Annotated in this window: 26 protein-coding genes and 1 pseudogene; 16 read left to right on the top strand and 11 right to left on the bottom strand. The window is 63.9% G+C overall.

Annotation, left to right across the window (positions count from 1 at the left end):
* Nucleotides 1-140: 140 nt before the first annotated feature.
* Together BSG09_RS10140 and BSG09_RS10135 are read left to right on the top strand one after the other, a co-directional pair.
* Complete coding sequence (locus BSG09_RS10140) at nt 141-1,544, top strand: geranylgeranyl reductase family protein (protein ID WP_092932717.1); 1,404 nt, start codon at nt 141-143, stop codon at nt 1,542-1,544.
* 306 nt (nt 1,545-1,850) lie between these two features.
* Nucleotides 1,851-2,630 (top strand): DUF4397 domain-containing protein, encoded by a 780-nt coding sequence (locus tag BSG09_RS10135; protein ID WP_092932715.1) that lies wholly within the window; start codon nt 1,851-1,853, stop codon nt 2,628-2,630.
* A gap of 27 nt (nt 2,631-2,657) precedes the next feature.
* Here BSG09_RS10135 and BSG09_RS10130 read toward each other — a convergent pair whose 3' ends face one another.
* Both BSG09_RS10130 and BSG09_RS10125 read right to left on the bottom strand, forming a co-directional pair.
* Nucleotides 2,658-3,941 (bottom strand): amidohydrolase, encoded by a 1,284-nt coding sequence (locus BSG09_RS10130; RefSeq protein WP_092932713.1) that lies wholly within the window; start codon nt 3,939-3,941, stop codon nt 2,658-2,660.
* A 65-nt stretch (nt 3,942-4,006) separates the two neighbouring features.
* Nucleotides 4,007-4,342, bottom strand: a complete 336-nt coding sequence (locus BSG09_RS10125; RefSeq protein WP_092932711.1) for an uS10/mL48 family ribosomal protein — start codon at nt 4,340-4,342, stop codon at nt 4,007-4,009.
* 187 nt (nt 4,343-4,529) lie between these two features.
* Here BSG09_RS10125 and BSG09_RS10120 point away from each other — a divergent pair, with 187 nt between their 5' ends.
* The 3 genes from BSG09_RS10120 to BSG09_RS10110 all read left to right on the top strand — a co-directional run bounded on the left by BSG09_RS10120 (nt 4,530) and on the right by BSG09_RS10110 (nt 7,047).
* Entirely contained in the window at nt 4,530-4,964 is a 435-nt protein-coding gene (locus tag BSG09_RS10120; protein WP_008009207.1) for a bis(5'-nucleosyl)-tetraphosphatase, read from the top strand.
* 212 nt (nt 4,965-5,176) lie between these two features.
* Nucleotides 5,177-5,866: a DUF4013 domain-containing protein gene (locus BSG09_RS10115; protein WP_092932709.1), complete on the top strand. Its 690-nt coding sequence runs from the start codon at nt 5,177-5,179 to the stop codon at nt 5,864-5,866.
* A gap of 98 nt (nt 5,867-5,964) precedes the next feature.
* The gene (locus BSG09_RS10110; protein WP_092932707.1) at nt 5,965-7,047 is read left to right on the top strand and encodes a DUF5787 family protein; all 1,083 of its coding nucleotides are present in this window, start codon (nt 5,965-5,967) and stop codon (nt 7,045-7,047) included.
* Between the two features lie 33 nt (nt 7,048-7,080).
* Here BSG09_RS10110 and BSG09_RS10105 read toward each other — a convergent pair whose 3' ends face one another.
* Both BSG09_RS10105 and BSG09_RS10100 read right to left on the bottom strand, forming a co-directional pair.
* The gene (locus BSG09_RS10105) at nt 7,081-7,584 is read right to left on the bottom strand and encodes a DUF5797 family protein (RefSeq protein WP_092932705.1); all 504 of its coding nucleotides are present in this window, start codon (nt 7,582-7,584) and stop codon (nt 7,081-7,083) included.
* A 54-nt stretch (nt 7,585-7,638) separates the two neighbouring features.
* Nucleotides 7,639-8,928, bottom strand: coding sequence for an MFS transporter (locus BSG09_RS10100; protein WP_092932703.1), 1,290 nt, complete (start codon nt 8,926-8,928; stop codon nt 7,639-7,641).
* Between the two features lie 115 nt (nt 8,929-9,043).
* On the opposite strand from BSG09_RS10100, the gene BSG09_RS10095 reads away from it, so the two are divergent.
* Entirely contained in the window at nt 9,044-9,298 is a 255-nt protein-coding gene (locus BSG09_RS10095; RefSeq protein WP_092932701.1) for a DUF5789 family protein, read from the top strand.
* Between the two features lie 79 nt (nt 9,299-9,377).
* Nucleotides 9,378-9,686 carry a transcription factor S gene (locus BSG09_RS10090; protein ID WP_092932699.1) on the top strand — a complete coding sequence of 103 codons (309 nt, stop codon included), beginning with the start codon at nt 9,378-9,380 and terminating at the stop codon, nt 9,684-9,686.
* Nucleotides 9,687-9,991: 305 nt separating this feature from the next.
* On the opposite strand, the gene BSG09_RS10085 is transcribed toward BSG09_RS10090, so the two are convergent.
* On the bottom strand, nt 9,992-10,783 hold the full coding sequence (locus BSG09_RS10085) for a methyltransferase domain-containing protein (protein WP_175542187.1): 792 nt from the start codon (nt 10,781-10,783) through the stop codon (nt 9,992-9,994).
* Nucleotides 10,780-11,157 (bottom strand): nascent polypeptide-associated complex protein, encoded by a 378-nt coding sequence (locus BSG09_RS10080; protein ID WP_092932697.1) that lies wholly within the window; start codon nt 11,155-11,157, stop codon nt 10,780-10,782. The genes BSG09_RS10085 and BSG09_RS10080 overlap by 4 nt, the downstream gene beginning before the upstream one ends.
* Nucleotides 11,158-11,294: 137 nt before the next feature.
* Here BSG09_RS10080 and BSG09_RS10075 point away from each other — a divergent pair, with 137 nt between their 5' ends.
* A complete protein-coding gene (locus tag BSG09_RS10075) occupies nt 11,295-11,918 on the top strand; it encodes an HD domain-containing protein (protein ID WP_092932695.1) in 624 nt (207 codons plus the stop codon).
* Between the two features lie 31 nt (nt 11,919-11,949).
* Here BSG09_RS10075 and BSG09_RS10070 read toward each other — a convergent pair whose 3' ends face one another.
* The gene (locus BSG09_RS10070; protein WP_092932693.1) at nt 11,950-12,438 is read right to left on the bottom strand and encodes a PUA domain-containing protein; all 489 of its coding nucleotides are present in this window, start codon (nt 12,436-12,438) and stop codon (nt 11,950-11,952) included.
* A gap of 117 nt (nt 12,439-12,555) precedes the next feature.
* On the opposite strand from BSG09_RS10070, the gene BSG09_RS20805 reads away from it, so the two are divergent.
* Entirely contained in the window at nt 12,556-12,732 is a 177-nt protein-coding gene (locus tag BSG09_RS20805; protein WP_175542186.1) for a hypothetical protein, read from the top strand.
* Nucleotides 12,733-12,757: 25 nt separating this feature from the next.
* Here the strand turns inward: BSG09_RS20805 and BSG09_RS10065 are convergent, their stop codons facing one another.
* Both BSG09_RS10065 and BSG09_RS10060 read right to left on the bottom strand, forming a co-directional pair.
* The gene (locus tag BSG09_RS10065; protein ID WP_092932691.1) at nt 12,758-13,255 is read right to left on the bottom strand and encodes a LabA-like NYN domain-containing protein; all 498 of its coding nucleotides are present in this window, start codon (nt 13,253-13,255) and stop codon (nt 12,758-12,760) included.
* A 71-nt stretch (nt 13,256-13,326) separates the two neighbouring features.
* The gene (locus tag BSG09_RS10060; RefSeq protein WP_092932689.1) at nt 13,327-14,151 is read right to left on the bottom strand and encodes a M48 family metallopeptidase; all 825 of its coding nucleotides are present in this window, start codon (nt 14,149-14,151) and stop codon (nt 13,327-13,329) included.
* A gap of 340 nt (nt 14,152-14,491) precedes the next feature.
* On the opposite strand from BSG09_RS10060, the gene dapA reads away from it, so the two are divergent.
* The 7 genes from dapA to BSG09_RS10025 all read left to right on the top strand — a co-directional run bounded on the left by dapA (nt 14,492) and on the right by BSG09_RS10025 (nt 20,961).
* Nucleotides 14,492-15,415 (top strand): 4-hydroxy-tetrahydrodipicolinate synthase, encoded by a 924-nt coding sequence (dapA, locus tag BSG09_RS10055; protein WP_092932687.1) that lies wholly within the window; start codon nt 14,492-14,494, stop codon nt 15,413-15,415.
* Complete coding sequence (dapB, locus tag BSG09_RS10050) at nt 15,412-16,179, top strand: 4-hydroxy-tetrahydrodipicolinate reductase (protein WP_092932685.1); 768 nt, start codon at nt 15,412-15,414, stop codon at nt 16,177-16,179. The genes dapA and dapB overlap by 4 nt, the downstream gene beginning before the upstream one ends.
* On the top strand, nt 16,176-17,012 hold the full coding sequence (locus tag BSG09_RS10045) for a 2,3,4,5-tetrahydropyridine-2,6-dicarboxylate N-succinyltransferase (RefSeq protein ID WP_092932683.1): 837 nt from the start codon (nt 16,176-16,178) through the stop codon (nt 17,010-17,012). Before dapB ends, BSG09_RS10045 begins: the two co-directional genes overlap by 4 nt.
* 232 nt (nt 17,013-17,244) lie before the next feature.
* Entirely contained in the window at nt 17,245-18,639 is a 1,395-nt protein-coding gene (gene lysA / locus BSG09_RS10040) for a diaminopimelate decarboxylase (RefSeq protein ID WP_092932681.1), read from the top strand.
* A 4-nt stretch (nt 18,640-18,643) separates the two neighbouring features.
* Nucleotides 18,644-19,474 (top strand): diaminopimelate epimerase, encoded by an 831-nt coding sequence (dapF, locus tag BSG09_RS10035; protein ID WP_092932679.1) that lies wholly within the window; start codon nt 18,644-18,646, stop codon nt 19,472-19,474.
* Nucleotides 19,471-20,625 (top strand): M20 family metallopeptidase, encoded by a 1,155-nt coding sequence (locus tag BSG09_RS10030; protein WP_092932677.1) that lies wholly within the window; start codon nt 19,471-19,473, stop codon nt 20,623-20,625. Before dapF ends, BSG09_RS10030 begins: the two co-directional genes overlap by 4 nt.
* Before the next feature lie 123 nt (nt 20,626-20,748).
* Complete coding sequence (locus tag BSG09_RS10025; RefSeq protein ID WP_092932675.1) at nt 20,749-20,961, top strand: YgaP family membrane protein; 213 nt, start codon at nt 20,749-20,751, stop codon at nt 20,959-20,961.
* An 11-nt stretch (nt 20,962-20,972) separates the two neighbouring features.
* Here the strand turns inward: BSG09_RS10025 and BSG09_RS10020 are convergent, their stop codons facing one another.
* Nucleotides 20,973-21,374, bottom strand: coding sequence for an EamA family transporter (locus BSG09_RS10020; RefSeq protein ID WP_092932673.1), 402 nt, complete (start codon nt 21,372-21,374; stop codon nt 20,973-20,975).
* A 206-nt stretch (nt 21,375-21,580) separates the two neighbouring features.
* Nucleotides 21,581-21,669, bottom strand: a pseudogene (locus BSG09_RS20175) (IS5/IS1182 family transposase); the annotation flags it as partial.

Raw genomic sequence — 21,669 nt, 5'->3', positions numbered from 1 at the left:
GACCTCACTAAAACTCTTTATTTCACTCAAGCGGAGCGAACCGGCCGATTCCAACGCGCAGATTCGCCACCGGAGGGGCCGCAACTCGCGGCCAATCGCTTGATAAAACGTTTTCTTACCGCGGCGTCCACAGTGTTGATATGAGTACGCAGGAGCAGTCGGCCGCCACGACGCCGAAGACGCAGTCGCCGGACGTGGTCGTCGTCGGTGCCGGAACCGCAGGGTGCTACGCCGCAGCGACCATCGCACGGGAGGGGTACGACGTTGTCATTCTCGAGCGAAAGCCCGAATCCGAAGCAGGCCACATCGCCTGCGGCGACGCACTGAAGGGTGCCGACAGCTTCCCCGAGGCGATTCCGAAGTCGAAACTCGAGCCCGCGTTTACGAATACGGACGTCGATCACGGTCGCTTCGAGATCCCACAGGAAGATACCGTCCTCGAGATCCCGATCCCCGGCGAACTGGCAGTCATCGACCGCTGGGAGTACGGCCGCCGGATCATCGACGGGGCCGACGACGTCGGCGTCGACTTTCATTATGACACCGTCGTCAAAAACGTCCTGCAGGATGACGACGGCCGCGTCACTGGCGTCGAAGCGATCCGCGCGGGCGATCCGCGCACCTACGAGGCTGACATCGTCATCGACGCCGCGGGCTCGCTGTCCGTCCTCCAGGATCACGTCGACTTCTCGGCCTCCTCGTTCGACACGAACGTTAACTACACCCACTTCTGTTCTGCCTACCGCGAGATCGTCCACGTCGACGAACCGGTCGAGTGGGACGACGCGCTCGTCTTCAAGCCGACCGAACGGGCCGCAGGCTACCTCTGGTATTTCCCACGCACGGAGACGGAGATTAACGCTGGCCTGGGCTTCCAGATGACCGAGGAACCGATGAAGCTCGTCGACGATCTCAAACGCGATCTCGAGACCCGCCCCGAGTTCCGGGATGCCGAGGTCGAGGACAAACTCGGCGCAGCCCTCCCCACCCGACGACCCTACGACTCGGCCGTTCATCCGGGATACATGGCTATCGGTGACGCTGCCGGCCACGTCAACCCCACGACCGGCGGCGGGATCGCCGGTGCTGCCTACGGCGGCAAGTACGCCGGTGAGGCCGCAATCGAGGCGCTCGAGACCGGCGACGTCAGCGAGAAAGCCCTCTGGGAGTACAACGAGCGCGTTATGGACCACTTCGGCGCACGGTACGCTGCGCTGGACGTCTACAACATCCTCTCGACGGCCGTCGACGTCGACGACCTGATGGGGCTGCTCGCCGCGATGCCCGGCGAGAAACTCGCGGAGGCACTGTATTCGGGCAGTACGAGCATCGGCCCGAAACTCGCCGCGGAGAGTCTGCTCAACAGTCGTGGCCACTGGGGGACGATCTGGACGCTCTTCCAGACCAAACGCCGGGCCGACGACCTCCTCGAGCTCTACGAAGGGTATCCCCACCATCCCGCTGCACTCGAGCACTGGCAGCAACGCCGTGACGACATTATGGAGCAGGTCTACGAGACGACTGGGGCAGAGCCCAAATACTAGAACCGACCTTTTTTACCCGAGCCCTCGCGCGGCTATCGGCCGCGCTCGAACCCGGGCAAAAAATCTCGACCAAAAAAGGCCGCTCGCTCCCGTTGGTCGCTCGCGGTCGGAATTGGGTAGCCGCCTGCCCTTCCCCGGGTCGGACGGCTCTCGCGTTGCTCGAGCCATCCTCCCGGCCACCGCTTGCTCGAGACGGCTACATCCGAGTAAGACGATATTACTGGTCGGTGAGTTATAAATTCGTGTGAAAATACCCCTACGTTGTTAGGGATTTTCGTCTTTCCTACCCATCAAGTACCTGGAAGCATGGCACGAATCCACACACGCCGACGCGCACTGACACTGATCGGAACTGCGGGCGGGATCGCACTTGCCGGCTGTATGGGTGGGAGTGACGACGGCGGCGAGATGGGCAACGGGTCGGAAGGGGAGATGAACGACGACGAGATGGACGAGAGCGGCGGAAGCGACGAGACAATGGCGAACGTCCGCGTCGCGCACCTCTCGCCGGACGCGCCGAACGTCGACGTGTTCATAGACGGCGACACGGTCCTCGAGGACGTCCCCTACCGGGACGTCAGCGACTTCCTCGAGCTCGCGCCGGGCACCTACACAGTGATGATCACGGCTGCAGGTGACCCTGAGACGGTCGTGTTCGAGGACGACCTCGAGCTCACGGACGGGGCATTCACCATTGCGGCGCTTGGCGAACTGAGTGAGACGAACCAGCCGTTTGCACCGACAGTTCTCGAAGACGATCTCAGCGACCCGGGTGACAACGCACGCGTCCGCCTTGTGCATGCCTCGCCGGACGCACCCGCTGTCGATGTCACGGTTGGTGACGGCGAGACGGTCTTGTTCGACGACGTGGCCTATGGCGAGGCAGCGGCGACCGAAGTCCCCGGCGGGGACTACACGCTCGAGGTCCGACCGGCGACCGAAACCAACGACGGCGACGTGGTCGCGACCTTCGACGTGGCACCAGAAGCCGGCAGCGTCTACACCGCCTTCGCGGTCGGCTACCTCGAGCCCGAATCGGCCCCCGCCGACGCGCCGTTCGACCTCGAGGTCGTGATGGACGCCTAACCGAGCGATAGCGGCTCGAGCGGCTGGTCAGCGCTGCTCGCTGCTGACCCGCTCGATCGCCCCGGCCAGCACGTCGATCCCGTGGCCGATGCTCGCTTCGTCGACGTCGAACGTCGCAGTGTGGTGGCCGCCAGGGTGGTCGGTGCCGACACCGACGTAACAGGCGCTACCGCCGCGTTCCTGGACCGCCCGCATCAGGTAGGTCGCGTCCTCGCTGCCGCCGAGTTCGTCGCGCTCGAGGACGCGCTCGACGCCCGCCGTCTCGCCGGCCACGTCGGCGACGGTCGAAACGAGGTCGTCGTCACTTCTCGCGCTGGGTGCTTCGGCACCGGTCTCGACCGACACCTCACAGTCGTGCATCTCGGCGGCACTCCGGAGCACCTGCTCGGCTCGGTGTTTCATGTACTCCATCAGTTCTGTCGTTTCGCCGCGCACTTCGGCGACGATGCGGGCCTCGTCGGGGATGACGTTGGCGGCGCTACCGCCCTCGACGACGCCCGCGTTGACCCGCGTTTTGCCGTCGTTGTGCCGTGGGATAGCATAGAGGTTCTGGACGGCCGTCGCCATCGCCTGCACGGCGTTGCGTCCCTGTTCGGGGTGGCCGCCGGCGTGAGCCGATTCGCCCGTGAACGCGGCCTCGAGATGCGAGACCGCAAGAAAGCCGTCGATCCCTGCGACAATTTCGCCGGTCGGGTGGTCGAGCCCGATGTGCATCGCGAGCAGGGAGTCGACGTCTTGGATGTACTCGCTTTCGGCCATCGACTTGCCGCCGCCGACGACCTCCTCGGCGGGCTGGAAGAACACCTTCAGGGTGCCTGCAAAGTCGCTGTCGTCGGCGATCCGCTCGAGGACGCCGATCCCGATCGTCGCGTGGGCGTCGTGGCCGCAGGCGTGCATCGCGCCGTCGTGTTCGGAGCGAAAGCCGGCTGCGGCGGGCTTGTGACTCAGTTCCTCGGATTCGGGTCGTGGGAGGCCGTCGATGTCGACGCGCAGGCCGACGGTCGGCCCCTCGCCGCGTTCGATGACCGCGACGGCACCCGTGTAGCCGCCTTCGAGTCGCTCGAGCGTGGCAGCATCAACATCCGACTCTTGGGCCTGCTCGTACCAGCGAGTTAGCTCCGCATCGTCGGGGACCGCCAGCCGGTGGTCGCCAGCAATCGCCTCGGGGCCGACGAAAAGCTGGTCGAGGTCGTCGCCGAGTCGCGACTCGAGTTCGTCGACGATCCGTGCAGTCGTATAGAATTCGCGCCAGGCAGGTTCTGGCCGCTGATGCAGGTCTCGCCGGAGGGTTACGAGGTCGTCCGCGGTCATGGTACACTCTCTGCGAGACTAATAAAAAGCTCTGGCGGCGATCTCGTCACGACGCAAAACTGTGATCAGTTTCCGCGGCCAGCGCCGTGGATCTGTTCGACTTCGGCCTCGATATGGACCGAATCGGGGAAGTTCTGCGAGGCGATGTTTCGTGCGAGATTGTCGTGGCCGTGAATCTCGAGTTCACGAGTGAAGACAGTGTAGTCCCACGAGGAGAACCGCCGATCGTCGTCGGCGTGGAGTCGGCAGCGCTGGGGAACCGAGAGTCGCTCCGGCGGACGCGAGTGGGGGCCTTTGAGCGCTGCGCCCTTTCGCTCGGCGGTGGTTTTGATGTCCTCGACGATACCATCGAGTGCGGCTCGATCGCCGCTCTGGAGCGTCAGACGGGTGACGAAGGTCATGGCTGGTGCTGTCGAATAGGTCGACGGTGGGCGCGTAAAAAGTTGCTGAGATCGGTCGATGCCGATCAGGCGTGGTGAACGACTGCGGTCGATCGGCCGGTGATGGCGTGAAAATCACGCCCACAATCAGCATACGCTGGACGAACAGTCCGATATTCTCTTAACGTCGCATCTGTTAGCCTACTTAATGGCAGTCGAAGCTACGAGCGCAGGCGCGATCCTCTTCCGCGATACGCGGGGCCGGCGCGAGTATCTTCTACTCAAGAGCCGCCCAGGCGATTGGGAGTTTCCCAAGGGCGGTGTCGAAGGAGATGAAGAGCTACAGCAGACGGCGATCCGCGAAGTAAAGGAAGAGGCAGGTATCGAACAGTTCCGGTTACTCGACGGCTTTCGCAAGGACTACGACTACGTCTTCGAGGCGAACGGCAAGACGATTCACAAGACCGTTCACCTCTTTATTGCGAAATCGTTCGAGGCCAGCGCGGAACTCTCAAACGAACACCGCGACCTCCAGTGGCGCGACTACGAACAGGCGATCAACACCGTCACGCAGGACGGACCACGAGAGATCTTGGAGGACGCCCACGAGTTCTTAGACGAACTCGAGGACGAGGAAGAGTAGGGTGACGACGGCTCAGACCACGATGCCGACATCGGACAAGTCGATGTCCTGATCGTCGCTGTCGTCCGCAGTTGCAACCTTATTGGACCACCGATAGTAGCGCTGCTGATTAGCCACGTCACTGATCAGTACGGAACTCGCTACCGCTCCGTACTCTCCTCTCATCGAAAGTGTTTCTTATCGTCAATGGGTCCACTGGTTGTGAACGAGACATGTTAGAAGATGGACTCTCATATCCAGTTCGGGGCGACTGGGTCGGACGGATACTGATCGGTGGCGGACTCGTAATCCTCTCAGTGTTGCTGTTTCCTGCGATTCTCTTGACCGGCTACTGGATCCGGGTGCTCGAGAAGACGGTTGCCGGCGACGAGAGCCCACCGGAGTTCACTGAGTGGGGCGACCTCTTCGTGAAGGGTCTAGCCGGAACGGTCATCGGACTGGCGTATGCGATCGTGCCGACGGTCATCTATTCGGTGGTCGTATTCGGCTTGATCGGCGTTGGGGTGGGGCTTAGCGGTGACGGTGGTGGGCTGATCGCCGGTATTGGGTTCATGACAGTCTTTGCAAACATTCCACTGATGCTGCTCATCTACTACATCGTTCCCGCGGGGCTGACCAACTATGCTCGCGAAGGGTCGATCAGCGCAGCGTTCGACATGAGCGCGATCAAGCCCGTCCTGCTGAGCACCGACTATCTGTTGGCGGCGCTCTTTCCGATGGCCGTGGCCGTCGTGCTCACGATCGTCAACTCGGCACTGATATTTACCCTTGTCGGCGCGTTACTCGTGCCGTTCGTTGGGTTCTATGCGAACGTCGCGATCTTCCGCATGTTCGGCCATGCGTTCGTAACAGCCACCACGACCGAAACGTCGCGGTCGACTTCGACACCCACCACGTTCTGAGGCCGGATCGACTACGGTCGAACGCCGCTTCCGGTTTCGTTGATGACTCGATCCCGACAGCGACGCGTCGAAACCGAAATGAGCACACCGTAGTACACATGTCGGTCCCGACCCTATCGCGAACAGTGCAGCGCGACCCCGGACACGAATTCGGCTTCGAGCTCCGGACCTGTCGCTGGGCCGAACTGGCGTGGTCGCCAGGAGACACGTCCACCAGCGACGGCACCGCGATCATCGTCGCCCGCCAGCTTGGCACGAAACGCCGACGCTGGGATACCATCGTTCTCGAGTGTGACCCCGATGCCCTCCGTCGCCGCGCCCGATTCGGTCCCGACCGACTCGACAGCGACCTCCTCCATATCGTCCGAAACGCCCCCGACGAGTGGGCCTACTACCGCGACGCGCTCCCACACCCCGGCTACCCGTGGCGATACGTCCGCGAGGCGATCCACCGCGCCGACGACCGCGAGATTATCGAGACACGAAAGAACGGCAATCGAATCGAGATCCGCCGCAAGTGGATCTATCCCGACTGGCTCGAGCGGATCGTCGCGATCGAGAACAAACCGGACCTCGATGCCAGCGCCGCCCGCGCGCTCGGCTCACAACTCGCGTACGACGTCGCCATGGGACTGGCCGACGAGGTCTGGGTCGCAACCCGGGCGACAGGAGACACCGTCGAGCCCGCGCTCTTCGAGGACCTGCCGGTCGAAGCGGGCATCCTCTCGCTCGAGCCCGAGAGCCTAACCGCCGAGGTCGCCTGGTATCCCCGAACGCTGGCGGTCGACGAACCGGGGACGCGGATCCTCGAGCGCTCCGACGGCGGCGCTCGCGACGCATCGGCAGCCCGATTCGAGTACGTCGATCCCGGGACGAAAGCCGACACACGGCTCGCGATCGCCGAACGCGCCTACGAGCGCGGCTGGCGCTCTTTTGTCGACCCCATGCGTCCCGACTGCCGGCACTTCCAGTTGCGCGCTCGAGACGGCCAGCAGGCGCTGCCCTACTGTGCTGCCATGGATCGATGCCAGACGGCCGCGGCGTGTGCCGGTTCCTGTGCTCACTACGAACCCGAGCCGCCGACCTGGCGGACCCGCGGCTGGCCGATCGAAGGAGGTCCCGGAAAACGACTCCAACAACTGCTCGCCGAGCGTCGCCGCCGTCGGCGGCCGGGTCTGTAACGCAGCCGGCAGCCACAATCGGAGGTGACGAACTTACTCGGCGACGGCGACCTCGAGGTCGTCGCGCTCGACGGCCAGCCGGAAGGTGGGAACAGTGCGGTACTCGACCTCGACGACGCCCTTGCGGCGCAGACTCTGGAGGCCCGAGCGGACGTCCTCGGCGTCGGGGTCGACGTCGTATTCGTCCCGAAGGTTGTGAAGCACCGAGACGACGCTCTCGGATCGCTCGTCGGGGGCAGCCAACACCGCGACGATCTGGGCTTGCAACTCGGGGACGCGGATTTTGGAGGGGATTCCGTCGGCGTCAGGATCGCTCTCGATGCCCGGTTCGACGTCGACTAGGTCAGCCGCTTCGGCGGTCGCCCGAATCAGGCTGTTGTCGTCCCGAAAGTAGTAGTCACCGAGTTCGTTCTCCAAGTACTGGTGGACCTCGCTGCCACTGTCCATATCCCAGCGCTCCTGCAGCTCGGCGTTCTTCGTCGGCTGTAGCTCCACTACGTCCGCCAACCGGTCTGTGGCCTCCTCCGAGAGCGTCATCGTGGAAGCATATGTGTATCCGCTACTTTTGCGTTGCGTCCCGTCGTGTTCCGATCACTCACTGCCGAAAACCGGCACTGGGGCCGTCGTCTCGAGCGTTTCCTCGACCTGTGTGTAGACCAGGATCGCCCCGAAGACGGCGAGAACGGACCCGAAGACGAACGGCACTCTGAAGCCGAACCCGACCAGCGCACCCGACGAGAGCGGGCCAGCAGCGATCCCGTAGCCGAAGGCCATCGTGAGCACCGAGAGCTTCGACCCCGATTCCCCTTTTCCGGCGAGATCGCCCGCCAGCGCAAGCGACGGGGCAAAGACCATCGCGGCCGCAACGCCCTGAAACAGCCGCGCGACGAACATGAGTATCGACGAGAGAACGAATCCCTGAACGAGCGTCGTCGGGATCAACAACACCATCCCACCGACGATAAAGGGCCGGCGGCCGTATCGATCGCAGGCTCGCCCGATCGGCGTCTGGAGGGCGACCTGCGCGAGGATAAACGCCGCAAACTGCAGGCCAAACCAGGTCGCGCCCTGCTCGAGCCGAGCGTTGACCTCGGGTTGAATGGTCGCAAAGAGCGCGATTCCGGTGGCCATGAAAAACGACGCGAGGCCGAGCGTAAAGATCGGATCGAGCAGGTTCGGGCCCGTCCGATCGCGGATCGGAATCGAGAGATCTGCACCGGCGTTTGCCACCGTCGATTCGGGATCGGAGACGAGCACCGTCACCAGCACGTAGCTGATCGTCGCCGTGACCGTCGCGATAGAGAACGCGGCGTCGAACCCATTGATCGTCACTCCGCCGGGGAGCGTATACGGGCCGAGATTGACGACGGCACCGGCGACCGCAGGACCGGCACCGAAGCCGACCAACCGGAAGGTGTTGTAGACACCCATATTCCCGCCACGATCGCCACTCGAGGCAAGTTCGTTGACCAGCGCGACCGACGAGGGAATAATGAATGCGACGCTGACACCCTGCAGGCCGCGAATAACCAACAGTGAGACGTACGTCTCCGCGAAGACGTAGACAAGATTCGTCAGCGCAAGGCCGGCGAGCCCAACCAGAATAAAGGGCTTGCGCCGACCGAGCCGATCCGACAGCCGCCCGGTGACCGGCTGGAAACTGCTGTTGAGAAACCCAAACAGCGAGAGGATCAACCCGATAATCAGCGACTCCCCGAGGCCGAAGGCCGTCCCGCCGACGATGCCGCTGGTGACATACAGCGGAATAACGATGATCAGAAACGAGTTGCCGATGCCGTCTGCCATCCGGGCACCCGCCAGTGCGAGTATCCGTCGATCCACGGCAAACGGCGCGATAACCCGCTCGAGGACACTCCGCATGGATCCTAGCTGTGTGCCCCCTCCCGATTACAGTTTCGACGAATCAGCGCGGTTCCGCCGACAGTACGGGCAACCGTCGCAGAAGTACATGCCACCGGATGGCGTCTCTCTACGCATGCCAACAGTCAAACTCAGCCGCATCGAGACCACTCTCGCGGACCTCGAGTACCCGATCACGACCGACCGCGCGGCCGCCGCCCTCGAGGATACCACACTCCTCCTGGCCGACGGCGAGCGAAATCTGGGTGCACTCATCGAACGCAGTGGCAGCGACCGCTTCGAGTCGGTCGAGGACCTCTGGACGGAACTGAACAACGTCCTCCCGCGAGAAGCCGTCGGGGAGCCGTATCAGTCGGAAGGCGACGCCTGAAGGCCTTACGAATCGGGAGGCCGCACAGCAACCCTAAACGGGTGCCTTAAGTCACTCGACGCCCGTAGCCCGGACAACGATGGAATTTTGCGACGAATGCGGTTCGATGATGAAAGCCGACGACGGCATCTGGGAGTGTGGCAGCTGTGGCTTTACGAAGCCGAAAGGTGACGCCGCCCAGTACACGCTCACCGAAGACCAAGAAGCTAGCGAGATCATCGAGTCCTCCGAGGAGACCTCGCTGCCCGAAACCGATGCCATCTGTCCCGAGTGTGGCAACGACCGCGCCTACTGGTATATGCAACAGATCCGCTCGGCCGACGAATCCGAGACGCGCTTTTTCATCTGTACCGAATGCGAGTACAAGTGGCGCGAGGACGACAACTAACAACCTTTTACCCTGCAGTCTATCGCGAGCGAGGCACACAGCGCCTCGCTCGCGATGTCCTTCGGTAAAAGGTTGATCAAAAGCCTCCTCCTTCCCCTGCGGGTCGGTCGTCGGCCCGCTCGCTCCCGACGGTCGCTCGCGGTGAAATACTGTAAAACGCCTGCCCTTCCCCGAGTCGCGGGCTCCGCGCGTTACTCGGAGCCCGCTCCCGGCCACCGCTCGAGAGTGTATCAACTCGAGACAGCACCCACTAGGAAAAATTCGATTGTACCGTCGCTCGAGCGAAGAGAAACCGCGAGAGCGCGTTACTCGTTGCGCGCGATCGTCAGGTAGCCGGTGTGACCGACAGGTGCGGTCGATGGCCGCGTGCCACGGTCGTCGAACTGCATCTCGCGTTGGATCGTCTCGCGCGTGGTAACGTCCGAGAGTCCGACCTCGTGGGCTGTCTCGACGACCTCGCTGGTCGACTCGATAAAGGGGCTGTAGACCGCAACGAAGCCGCCGTCGACGAGCAGCTCGGGTGCGTGTTCGACCATCGTCGCCGCATCGCCCGTATCAAGCGTCATGACGTCGAACGACGAGGGCTCGAGGTCCTCGAGCTGCTCAGTTACATCGCCGGTTCGGACATCGACAGCATCGGAAACGCCACCAAGGGCCATGTTTTCCCGGGCGACATCGGCGAAGTCAGCATCTCGCTCGTAGGTCACTACGTCAGCACCTGCGCGGCCCATCATTGCCGCGAGCACGCCCGTACCGGTCCCGGCGTCGAGCACTCGATCACCGCCGGCGATGCCCGTCTCGCCGATCACCAGCCCGATGTCACGGGGGACCATCGGCGCGCCCGTTCGCTCGAAGTGATGAAAGAGATCCGGGCCGCGCAGTCGACGTACTTGGAACTCGTCGCCCAGATGCGTCTCGAGCGTGTCGCCCGGCTGGACGTCTTCGGGAACCTCGAGCACGCCGAGGTCGGTCCCCATCTCGTCGCCGGGTTCGACGAGGTACTCGCGGTCGCCGCGAACGAGCAAGACAGGCATACGGTCGCTGCCGGGTTCGACGTCTCCCTCGGCCGTGTCGCCGTCGCCGCTCACGCGAGTCACTCGAGGGACTCGACCGCTGCGGCGAGGTCGCCGTCAGTCGCTTCGAGGGCCTCGCGGGCCTCGTCCTCACTGACGTCGGCTCGCATGGCAACGAGTTCGACGTCATCGTCGGGGATCGACGAGCCAGCGTCGGCGTCTGCCTCAGTGCCGCCGGCCGAGCCGGCTTCGACTTTCTCGGGCGAGCCGATGACCTGATAGGTCTCCTGGCCGCGGGCGTCCATCTTGGTAACTTCGGCGTCGCTGAACACGAGGTCGTGCTCTGCAGTGCGAATGATTACCTCTTCGGCGTCGATGTCCTCGACGTCGATTCCCATCTGTTTCATCATCTGTTCCATTTTACGCGGATTGAGTCCGCCGCCGCCTCCTCCAAACATACTCGCCACGTCGCCGTGAGCGACCTTTTACTTTGTCGTTCGAGGATCGCTGCCCGGGTCGCCGAACCGATCTATCGGGCTCGAAACGGGGCCGATGACCGACGGGTTCAACCGGCGCTAGTACGTGCCATTTGGCCATGACCGACGAATTCGACGCGCTGCTCGAGGCGCTCGAGCTGAAAGACGAACTGCGAACGGGGTGGGTCCTCCGCAAGATCGACACGCCGGAGTCGGTGGCCGCACACACGTGGGGGATGGCGACGCTGTGTCTGCTCTATGCAGCGCAGGCTGGCGACGCCGTCGACCGAGATCGAGCGATCTCGATGGCGCTAGTCCACGATCTCGCGGAAGCACGCACGGGAGATATCGCGACTCGCGCGGACGACGAACACCAGCGGATATCCGACGAGGAGAAGACGGCCCGCGAGCGGGCGGCGGTCGCCGAGCTGCTCGAGCCGTTCGATGCCGACGCCGATGGCGAGTTTCGCTCGCTCTGGGAAGCGTACGAGGCTCGCGAGACGCCAACCGCACAGTTCGTCAAGGACATGGATCTGATCGACAACTGCCTGCAGGCACTCAAGTACGAACGCGGAAACCGATACGGTGACGCCGAGGAGAACGACGCCTTCTCGCAGTACGAGAACTTAGATGAGTTCTTCGCCACGGCCGCACCGCGGCTCCACACTGAGATCGGTGAAAGGCTGTTTGAAGAGACCAAAACGCGATACGAACGGGAGATCGGAAGGGACTGCCAGCTATAGCTGGCAGCAGTCGCCGTCGATCCGAATCCGATTACGACTCCGCGGGCGCGCCTTCACGCACGTTCACTGCCATTCCCGTCTCGAAGTCCCGGATCGCCCCGGCATCGAGTCGTGCCGTGCCGACCGCGAGCAACTCGCCGCGTTCGTGAACGACCAGTACCTCGTCGCCCGGCCGGATCTCGTCGCCGGCCTCGCAGACGAACTTCGCGAAGACGTTCTTCTCGTCGCGGACGAACGGCTCGCTCTCGTCGTCGACGACGACGCGATAAGCGGGGTGTGGGAGGGCAGCGTCGAGTCGGTGACCGCCCTCGAGCCCAAGCGTAAACCGGCCATCGGTCCCAAACGAGACGATCCGTCCCGACTCGGCGTGAACCTGCTGTGGCCGCCCCGAGGTGGTGCGTTTGATCGTCAGCGATTCGTCGGGCGGGAACAGCGCCGCGCCCGCACCGGCACTGAACTGATAGTCAGCGATGGTCCGAAGCTGGGGGAGGCCGGCACTCCCGTCTGCTGGCTCGCTCATTACCCGAAGTGTGGCCTGCCGGATCGAAAGCCCTTCGACCTGCCGGCGTGGTGAGCATCGACCCGATAGGTGGAAAGTGATACTTATAAGGGTTCGCTCGAGTGATCTCGGCAGGACATGGACGTTACGCAAATCGGCCTCGGGGCCACCCTGCTCGTCATCGGGACCCTGACGCTGATCGGGCCCGCCACACTTGCCACCGGACCGCTTGCGTATCTCGTGACCGGGTCGACGTTGGTTGTGACTGTCGCTGCGCTGTTGTTCGGACTGTGGCAACGCCAGCAGCCGACGTAGTCCTGCCTTGAGTGGGGCAGACGCGTTAGAGCAAGAAGGTCTCGTGGCGCTCTTCTAAGTCGAGGAACGAATCGGCCGCATCGATGAGTTCCTCGGCCGTCGAGGATTCGAAGGCCATCACTTCGACGCGGACGCCCTCGTGGCGCAGGTGCGAGCAGAGTCGCGAGAAGTCGCCGTCGCCCGTACAGAGGACGACCGTGTCGACGTGGTTGGCCAGCGTCACCGCGTCGAGGCTCATGCCGACGTCCCAGTCGGCCTTCTTGGTGCCGTCAGCGAACGTCTTGATGTCCTTGATTTTCGGTTCGAAGCCGATGTCGATCAGCGCCTCGAAGAAACTCTCCTCCTCGGGGGCCTCGGCGCGGATAACGTAGGCGATCGCGCGCGTGAGCTGGCGGTCCTGAACGGCTTTCTCGAGTAAGGCCGAGTAGTCGATATTACGGCTGTGGAGACTCTGTGCGGTATGATAGAGGTTCTGGGCGTCGACGAGCACGGCGACGCGCTGCCCGGGATGAATTTCCGTCACGTATCTGCATATCGCGTGCCAATGTAAAAAGTCGCGTCGGTCGTCCGTGACCGGCGACGACGGCTGTTCGGTTAGCGGCGCAGTTTCTCGATGCGTTTTTCGGTCGGCGGGTGGGTCGCGAACACCTTCTGGAGGAGCGAGCGATCCGCGTTGAAGATACACAGCGCGCTCACGCTGTCGTCGAGCTGTGACTCACGACCCTGCGATCCCTTCGAGATCTTCTCTAAGGCGCGAGCGAGGGGATCGCCGCTGCCGATGTACTGGCGGGCATCGTCGTCGGCGACGTACTCGCGATAACGCGAGATAGCCAGCACGAACACCATCACGAGCATCTGGGCGAGGTTCGAGATGAGCATCCCGACGAAGATGCTGCCGATGTTGCGGTCGTCGCCCATCATGTAGACCATGTAGGCGACCCAGCCGACCATCATCCCGACCGACTGGCCGAGCACCATCGTGAGGACGTCGCGGTTCTTGATGTGGGCGAGTTCGTGAGCGATCACACCCTCGAGTTCGTCACGCTGGAGCAGCCGGATGAGTTCTGTCGAGACAACGACGACGCCGTTGCCCTTTCGACCGGTCGCAAAGGCGTTGGGGACGCCCATCTCCATGACCATTAGCTTCGGCTTGTCGATGCCCATGTCCTGGGACAGCGACTCGGTCATCCGATGGATGTCCTGATACTGACCGTCTTCGGGCATCTCTTGGGCCCGTCTGGTCGCCGACCACGTCCCGATCTTGTACTGGATGGCCGGCAAGACGAGTAGGCCGAGCAAGACCAGTGGCCACATACGAAGGCCGAACATCGCTAGGCCGAAGGCACCGACCAGCATATAGAAGGCAAACAGGATCGATCCGACGATCGCCATTCGCACTTTCAATCCAAAGTCCGTCATAGGAACCAGTACGTAGTGAGACGGGATAAATTACGTGAAGACGGTCGTCATTCCCTAACATGGTCCAATCAGCTGTCGAGCAAAGACAGAAAAAATAAGGCAGATTAGCGCGACGGAACTGATATGCGCCACGTCGCTCATCCGACCGTCGGTCCCGTCGTGAGCGGCGTCGCCACTCGTTCTAAACGTAAACGTAAATGTGCGTGAATGTGCTCGCGGCGGGCGTGGCATCCCCGTCTCGGGTACGATTCGACCGCGCACGACCGATTGCTGACCACCCGCCGACCGGAACCGATACACCCTACCGGTTGGGGGCCGAGACACGACCCAACGACATCCCATGACAACACTCGACCTTTCGGGCGTCTTCCCGGCAATGTGTACGCCCTTCGACGAAGACGAACGGATCGACTACGAAACGCTGCAGCAAGACGCACAACGGCTCGAGGAAGCAGGTGTCGACGGACTCGTCCCCGTCGGCTCGACCGGCGAATCGGCGACGCTGACCCACGACGAACACGTCCGCGTCGTCGAGGCGGTCATCGAGGCCGTCGACGACGTCCCCGTCATCGCGGGCACGGGCTCGAACAACACCCGTGAGGCACTCGAGCTCTCCGAACGCGCTGCCGACGCCGGTGCAGACGGTCTCCTGCTGATTTCGCCGTACTACAACAAGCCCGAACAGCGCGGGCTGATTGAACACTACCGGACGATTGCGGACGCGGTCGACCTCCCACAGATCGTCTACAACGTCCCCTCGCGAACGGGCCGGAACATCGAACCAGATACGGCCGTCGAACTCGCAAGCCACGAGAACATTGCGGGCTTCAAGGCTGCAAGCGGCGACCTGGGCCAAATCGGCGAGATCGCCGAACGAACGACCGATGAGGACTTTGCCGTCCTCTCGGGCGACGACGCGCTCACCCTGCCGACGATCTCCGTCGGCGGCACCGGAACGATCAGCGTCGCGGCGAATATCGAACCCGAACGCACGTGTGCGATGGTCGGCGCAGCACTCGACGGCGACTACGAGCGCGCCCGGGGGCTCCACCACAAACTCGGCCCGCTGTTCCGCGAACTCTTCGTCGAGACCAACCCGATTCCGGTCAAGGAAGCCATGCAGATTCGCGGCTACGGCCCCGCTCGCATGCGCTCGCCGCTGACCCGGCTGGCCGACGAGTACCGCGAGGGGCTCGAGGCCGTCCTCGCCGACTTAGAGCGCGACTCGGCGGCAGTTGCCGACGCGGCGGAGGGTGATCGATGACGGTTCGGCTCGGTGTCACCGGGGCAACAGGCCGGATGGGGCGAGAAGTACTCGCCGCCGCGACGGGCCGCGAGGACTGCGAGATCGTCTTCGCCGTCAACCGCGACCCGGACGGCGAAACCGTCGACGGTATCGACATCGAACCCGCAGCCGAGTTCGACTCGCTGGTCGCCGACCGCGAGCCCACCGTCGTCATCGACTTCACCGGCCCCGAATCGGCCGTCGAGTACGCCGAGGTCTGTGCCGACGCGGGCGTCGCCTACGTCACCGGGACGACCGGCTTCGACGAGGACGGCCTCGAGGCGCTCGAGGCTGCAAGCGAGGACGTTCCTGTCCTCCACGCGCCGAACTTCGCTCGCGGTGTCCAGGCACTGGTCAACGTCGTCGGCGAAGCCGTCCAGAACCTGCCGGGCTACGACGTCGAACTCGTCGAGACACATCACAACGGCAAGCGCGACGCGCCGAGTGGCACCGCGAACCGGCTGCTCGAGGAGATCGAGGAAAATGGCGAGTTCACCGAGCGCACGCACGGCCGCGAGGGCGATGCGCCGCGTGAAGCCGGCGAGATCGGAGTCCACGCGCTTCGTGCGGGCGACATCACCGGCGAACACGAGATCATCCTCGCAGGCAACCACGAGGAGGTCCGGCTAACCCACCGCGCCGAAGATCGTGGCGTCTTCGCCGCTGGCGCGGTCGACGCGGCAGTCTGGATCGCTGGACAGAAGGCAGGCAGCTACGACTTTGCGGACGTGATCGCAGAATGAGCGCACTCGAAACCGAGATCGACGAGCTGTGGGAGCGCAAGCAGAACGACGAGATCGACGCCGACACCGCCGGCGAAGACGAATACGCGACGCTGGATGCCTTCCTCGACGCGCTCGAGGCCGGCGAAATCCGTGCCGCCGAGAAATCGGGCGGCGAGTGGGAGGCAAACGAATGGGTCAAGCAGGGCATCCTGCTCAACTTCGGCCTGCGCGCGACCGAGCCCCGCGAGTACGGCGGTGTGACGTACAACGACGTCCTGCCGCTTGCGGACTCGAGCGAGTACGGCGACCGCGGCAGCCGCAACACGCCCGACGGCACCGTCGTCCGCCGCGGCGCGAACATCGGCTCCGACTGCATCCTGATGAGCCCCGCGTTCGTCAACATCGGCGCACGCGTCGGCGACGGCACCCTCGTCGACTCCTGTGATACCGTCGGCTCCTGTGCGCAGATCGGCGACAACGTCAAACTCGGCGCGAACACGCTCATCGGCGGCGTGCTCGAACCGGTCGAGGACGCACCGGTCATCGTCGAGGACAACGTCTCGCTCGGCGCTGGCTGTCGCGTCACCAGCGGCTTCGTCGTCGGTGAGAACAGCGTCGTCGGCGAGAACACGCTGTTGACCCCGCGCATCCCGGTCTACGACCTCGTCGAAGAAGAGGTGCTGTACGGCGAACTGCCCGCCAACCGGCGCGCCTTTACCCGCTTCGTCGAGTCCTCGGTCAGCGACCACGACCTCTTCGACGGCGGCGCGTACAAGCCAGCCGTCGTCGCAACCGACCTCGAGACGGAGACGCTCGAGGCGACCGAACGCGAAGACGCGCTGCGCGAATAGTCGTCTCGGCAGTATCGCAATTTCGGGACACCATTTCTCTGTATTCGATTCCGGACGCGGAACTCTCGAGAACACCACGAAAGTCCTACCCATGTCGGCTGGCCGGTCGGGCTACAGCGGGTGGGACTGAAAGGGGCTTTCGTGGTGTTTGCAGTCGTCCGAGTTCCGACCACCATCCAACTGCAATCGAGAACCCAAACCCTTGAATCGTCACGGTGACTTAGACATGACAATGACTGACGTTGCGGATTCACCGTCCGTCCGCCGCCTCTCCGCGTGGGATGCGGCCGAACTACAGACGCTCGTCGATGAGTACGGCTCGCCGCTGTATGTCCTCGACCTCGAGCGTGTCCGCCAGAACTATCGGCGGCTCGCAGCCGCATTTCCCGACGCCGACATCCTGTATGCGGTGAAAGCGAACGCGCTTGGTGACGCCCTCGCGGCGCTGCACGAGGAAGGGGCTGGCCTCGAGTGTGCCTCCGCGGGGGAGGTCCAGCGAGCGCTCGAGGCGGGTGCGTCCGGCTCCGAAGTGCATTACACGGCGGTCAACCCGCCGGCTCGCGACCTCGACTGGATCGTCGACGCCTGGCACGACAATCCCGAACTGACGGTCACTGTCGGCTCCGAAGATACGATCGACCGGCTGGCCGACCGTGGGTACGACGGCCGACTCTGTCTGCGGGTCAATCCCGGCATTGGTGCCGGCCACCACGAGAAAGTGCAGACGGGTGCAGCCGCGAAGTTCGGCGTCCCCGCAGAGCGTGCGGTCGACGTACTCGAAGATGCCGCCGACCGCGGCTTCGACGTCGTCGGCATCCACTCCCACGTCGGCTCCGGCGTCTCGAGCGATCAACTCGATTCCCACCGAGAATTTGTCGCACGGATGGGGGATCTCGCACGGGAGGTGAGCGAGGCGCTACGCGCCTCGGATAGCCGAACGGGGAGCGAAGCGACCCGTGAGGCCAGCGAGGCGGTGGGTCCGCTCGAGTTCGTCGACGTCGGCGGTGGCTTCGGCGTCCCCTACCGCGAGGACGAAGCGCCGCTCGACCTCGCGTCGGTCGCGGACGCGACGCGGGAGGCACTCGGTGAGATCGACGCGCGGCTGACGATCGAACCTGGCCGCTACTTTGTCGCGGACGCGGGAGTGTTGCTGACCGACGTGAATACCGTCAAGGCGGCCCGCGACACGACCGTCGTCGGTGTCGACGCGGGGATGACGACGCTGATTCGACCGGCGATGTACGACGCGTATCATCCGATCCGGAACCTGACGGCTGATTTGGACGCCGACGAGCGCGAGACGATCCCCCAGACTGTCGCCGGGCCGATCTGCGAGAGCGGCGACGTTTTCTGTGCAGACCGCGAACTGCCGGCAACCGAACGCGGCGACGTCCTCGCGATCGGTAACGCGGGGGCTTACGGCTACGAGATGGCAAATCAGTACAACTCCCGACCCCGGCCCGCATCTGTCGTCCTCGAGGACGGCGACGCACGGCTCGCTCGCCGTCGCGAGACGGTCGACGACGTGACACAACCCGAACGTGAGGCACACAATGGCTCGGAGACGGATCGAAAGACCGACGACCACCCGGCGGTGAGCGACACCGACAACCAACGAGTACGATAGCACGATGACTGTTCCATTCCAGAAGTACCACGGCACCGGCAACGACTTTTTGATCATCCACGCGAACGAACACGTTCCCAATCGGGGCGCACTCGCCAAACGCGAGTGTGACCGAACCGACGGCGTCGGTGCCGACGGAATTCTCTTCCTCGCGCTCGAGGAAGACTTCAACCCGCCACGCGTCGTCATGACGCTGTTTCAGCCCGACGGAAAGACGGCCGAAATGTGTGGCAACGGCGCGCGCTGTGCCGCCGAGTGGGCGATGGAGCGAACCGGGACTGACAGCGTGATGATCGACACCCAAGCGGGCACGCTGCGGGCTGACCGCGACGGCGAGAACGTCGTCGTCGAGATGACCGACCTCACGTTCGCTCCCGACGAGGTACCGGTCGAGGCCGACGAGCCGGTCCTCGAAGCGGAGATCGAGGGCCTCGAGGTCTCGGTCGTCAACACCGGCGTCCCCCACGCCGTGAGTTTCGTCGACGACGTCGACGAGGTCGATCTCGAGGCGGTCGCGCCGCCGGTACGCCACGCCGACGTCTTCCCGGAAGGGACGAACGTCACCATCGCCAGTCCCGACGGCGAGGGTGGCTTCGACCAGCGCACCTACGAGCGTGGTGTCGAGGGCGAAACCGACTCCTGTGGCACCGGCGCGGTCGCCATCGCCGTCGTGGCGCGCCGACTCGGCCTCACCGACGCCGACCCGGTCGATGTCCATCCGCCGGGCGGTGACCTGCAGGTGAGCTTCAACGAGCGCGGCCGCCCGACGCTTGCCGGGCCAGTCGAACACGAGTTCGACGGCGAGGTGACCCTCGAGTCGCCGGTCGAGTCGTGACGGGCGACGAGCCTGACAGCGACGACGCGTTCGATCCTGTCGCGTTTCTCGAGACTGCCGTCCAGCACGCGTCTCACGAAGACGTCGAGCCGATGCGCGAGTATCTCTGTGAGACGCTCGAAGCCCACGGCGTCGACCCTCGCGTCGACGCTGCCGGGAACGTGCTGGCGAGTCGCGGACAGCCGAGAGCTGACGCCGAGACGCACGTCGTCTTAAATACCCACATCGACACGGTGTCGCCCCACGTGCCGTTCGAGCGCGACGCGGACGGTGCTGAAGCGGACAGAGGCGACGTGATCCGCGGCCGCGGCTCCTGTGATGCGAAGGGACCGCTCGCGGCCCTGCTGTCTGCGTTTTTCGCTGTCGAGCCGACCGATGGTCGCGTTACGCTTGCGATCACCCCCGACGAGGAGGTGCTCTCGACGGGGGCCTACGCGCTGGTCTCGGACGACGACTCGCCCACGCGCGATGCGGACGCAGTGATCGTCGGCGAGCCAACCGATCTCGATGTCTGCACGGCGGCAAAAGGCCGGTTCCAGGGAACGATTCACCTCTCGGGGGCCAACGCCCACGCCGCCGAACCCGACACCGGGATCAACGCGGTTGCGGCACTCGAGGAGACGCTCAAAGCGATCCGAACCTTCGACGAGCGCGACGACGCTCCGCCGACCCACCCGCAACTCGGTGCAGCGACGCTGACCCCGACCGTCGTCGAGGGCGGCGAAGCCACGAATCAGGTGCCGGCCGACTGCGCGCTGACGGTCGACCGGCGGAGCGTCCCGCCCGAAACCGCCGACGAGTTCCACGAGGCGCTGACGGCCCATCTGCGGGCCGCGATTCCCGACGACATCGGTCTCGAGTTTCGCTTTACCGACCGGCCGACGCCGTTTCTCGAGGCCTGGGACACCGATCCCGACGCGGACGTGGCGGAAACGCTCGCGAACGCGTCCGGTGGCGATGTTCGGCCGTTCACCGCGGCGACGGAGGCCTCGTATTTCGCGGCGGACGCCCCGACGGTCGTCTTCGGCCCCGGCGTCCTCGCCGACGACGAGGGCGCGGTCGCCCACGCACCACGGGAGTACGTGCGGGTCGCGGCCGTGCGCGAGGCGGCGCGGGCGCTCGAGGAGACGCTCGCGACGTTGCTCGCGTAACTGGCAGTAGGAGGAGGCTCTGTCATTGGTCAGCCGTGACCGGTTCCTCATCGAGACGTACCGCTCACGCGGTACACCGAACGATTTTGTCAACGGCAATCCAATTTAGTGTGGGTGAATGCCATGCAAAAGAACGTCGGCGGGATCGATCGTACCGGACGGATCGTCATTGGCGCGATCGCTGTGCTTGCTGGCATCGTCGCGCTGATGGGGTACTGGGCCGTCGGCATCGTGACCGCGGTCATCGCACTCGCCATCGGCGCGATCCTGCTAGTGACCGGGATGACCCAGAAGTGCCCGATCAACGACGCCGCTGGCGTCGATACGACGAAGTGACTGCGGGAAGATTACATGGACATCAGCGCGATCGCCAGCACGCTCAGCGCAATGGCGGCTATTTTGCGAGCGGTAACGGCCTCGTCGAAGGCGACGATACCGACCAGCGAGCTGACGACGATGAACAACCCGTAGATCGGCACGACGATACTGACCGGGCCAAGCGCGAGCGCCCGGTAGTAGGTTAGCAGCCCGATCGTCAGCAGGACACCCATCGCGAGAATATAGGGGGTGCGCGGATGCCAGAGGTATGGCCGGACCGACAGCCCACGATAGCGGATCACGAGCCCGACAGTCACGAACATCACCGAGTTCGAGAGGAAGACTGCCAGCGTGCTGGGCAGTTCGAGCATCGCGATCGAGAGCAACGGCGCGACCAAGCTGTAGGACAGGAAATGCTCTGTTGAACGCAAGACAGCGGCAGTATTGGAATTTTGATATTCAGATTAATGTCGTTAGAACTTCTGTACTGCTGGTTTTGAGATCTGGATAATGTGGGAGAAGTACAGTCCGTTGATTCTGCAACCATCAGAATTAGGTCACTTTGTGAGGATTCATACGTGGATGACGGCGATGCCTCTGGCGGATACGTCCAGAGAAAGAGAGCAGGCGGCGAGCTCTAACTCGCCGCCTGCGATAGGTTATGCACGATACACTTGCGCGTGAGCTCTCGGAACTGGCCGTGCCAGCTCCGAGAGCGTAACTTCT

It is taken from the genome of Natrinema hispanicum (genome assembly GCF_900111485.1).
GTDB classification, from domain to species: Archaea; Halobacteriota; Halobacteria; order Halobacteriales; family Natrialbaceae; genus Natrinema; species Natrinema hispanicum_A.
This window is presented reverse-complemented; position numbering and strand designations above follow the sequence as displayed.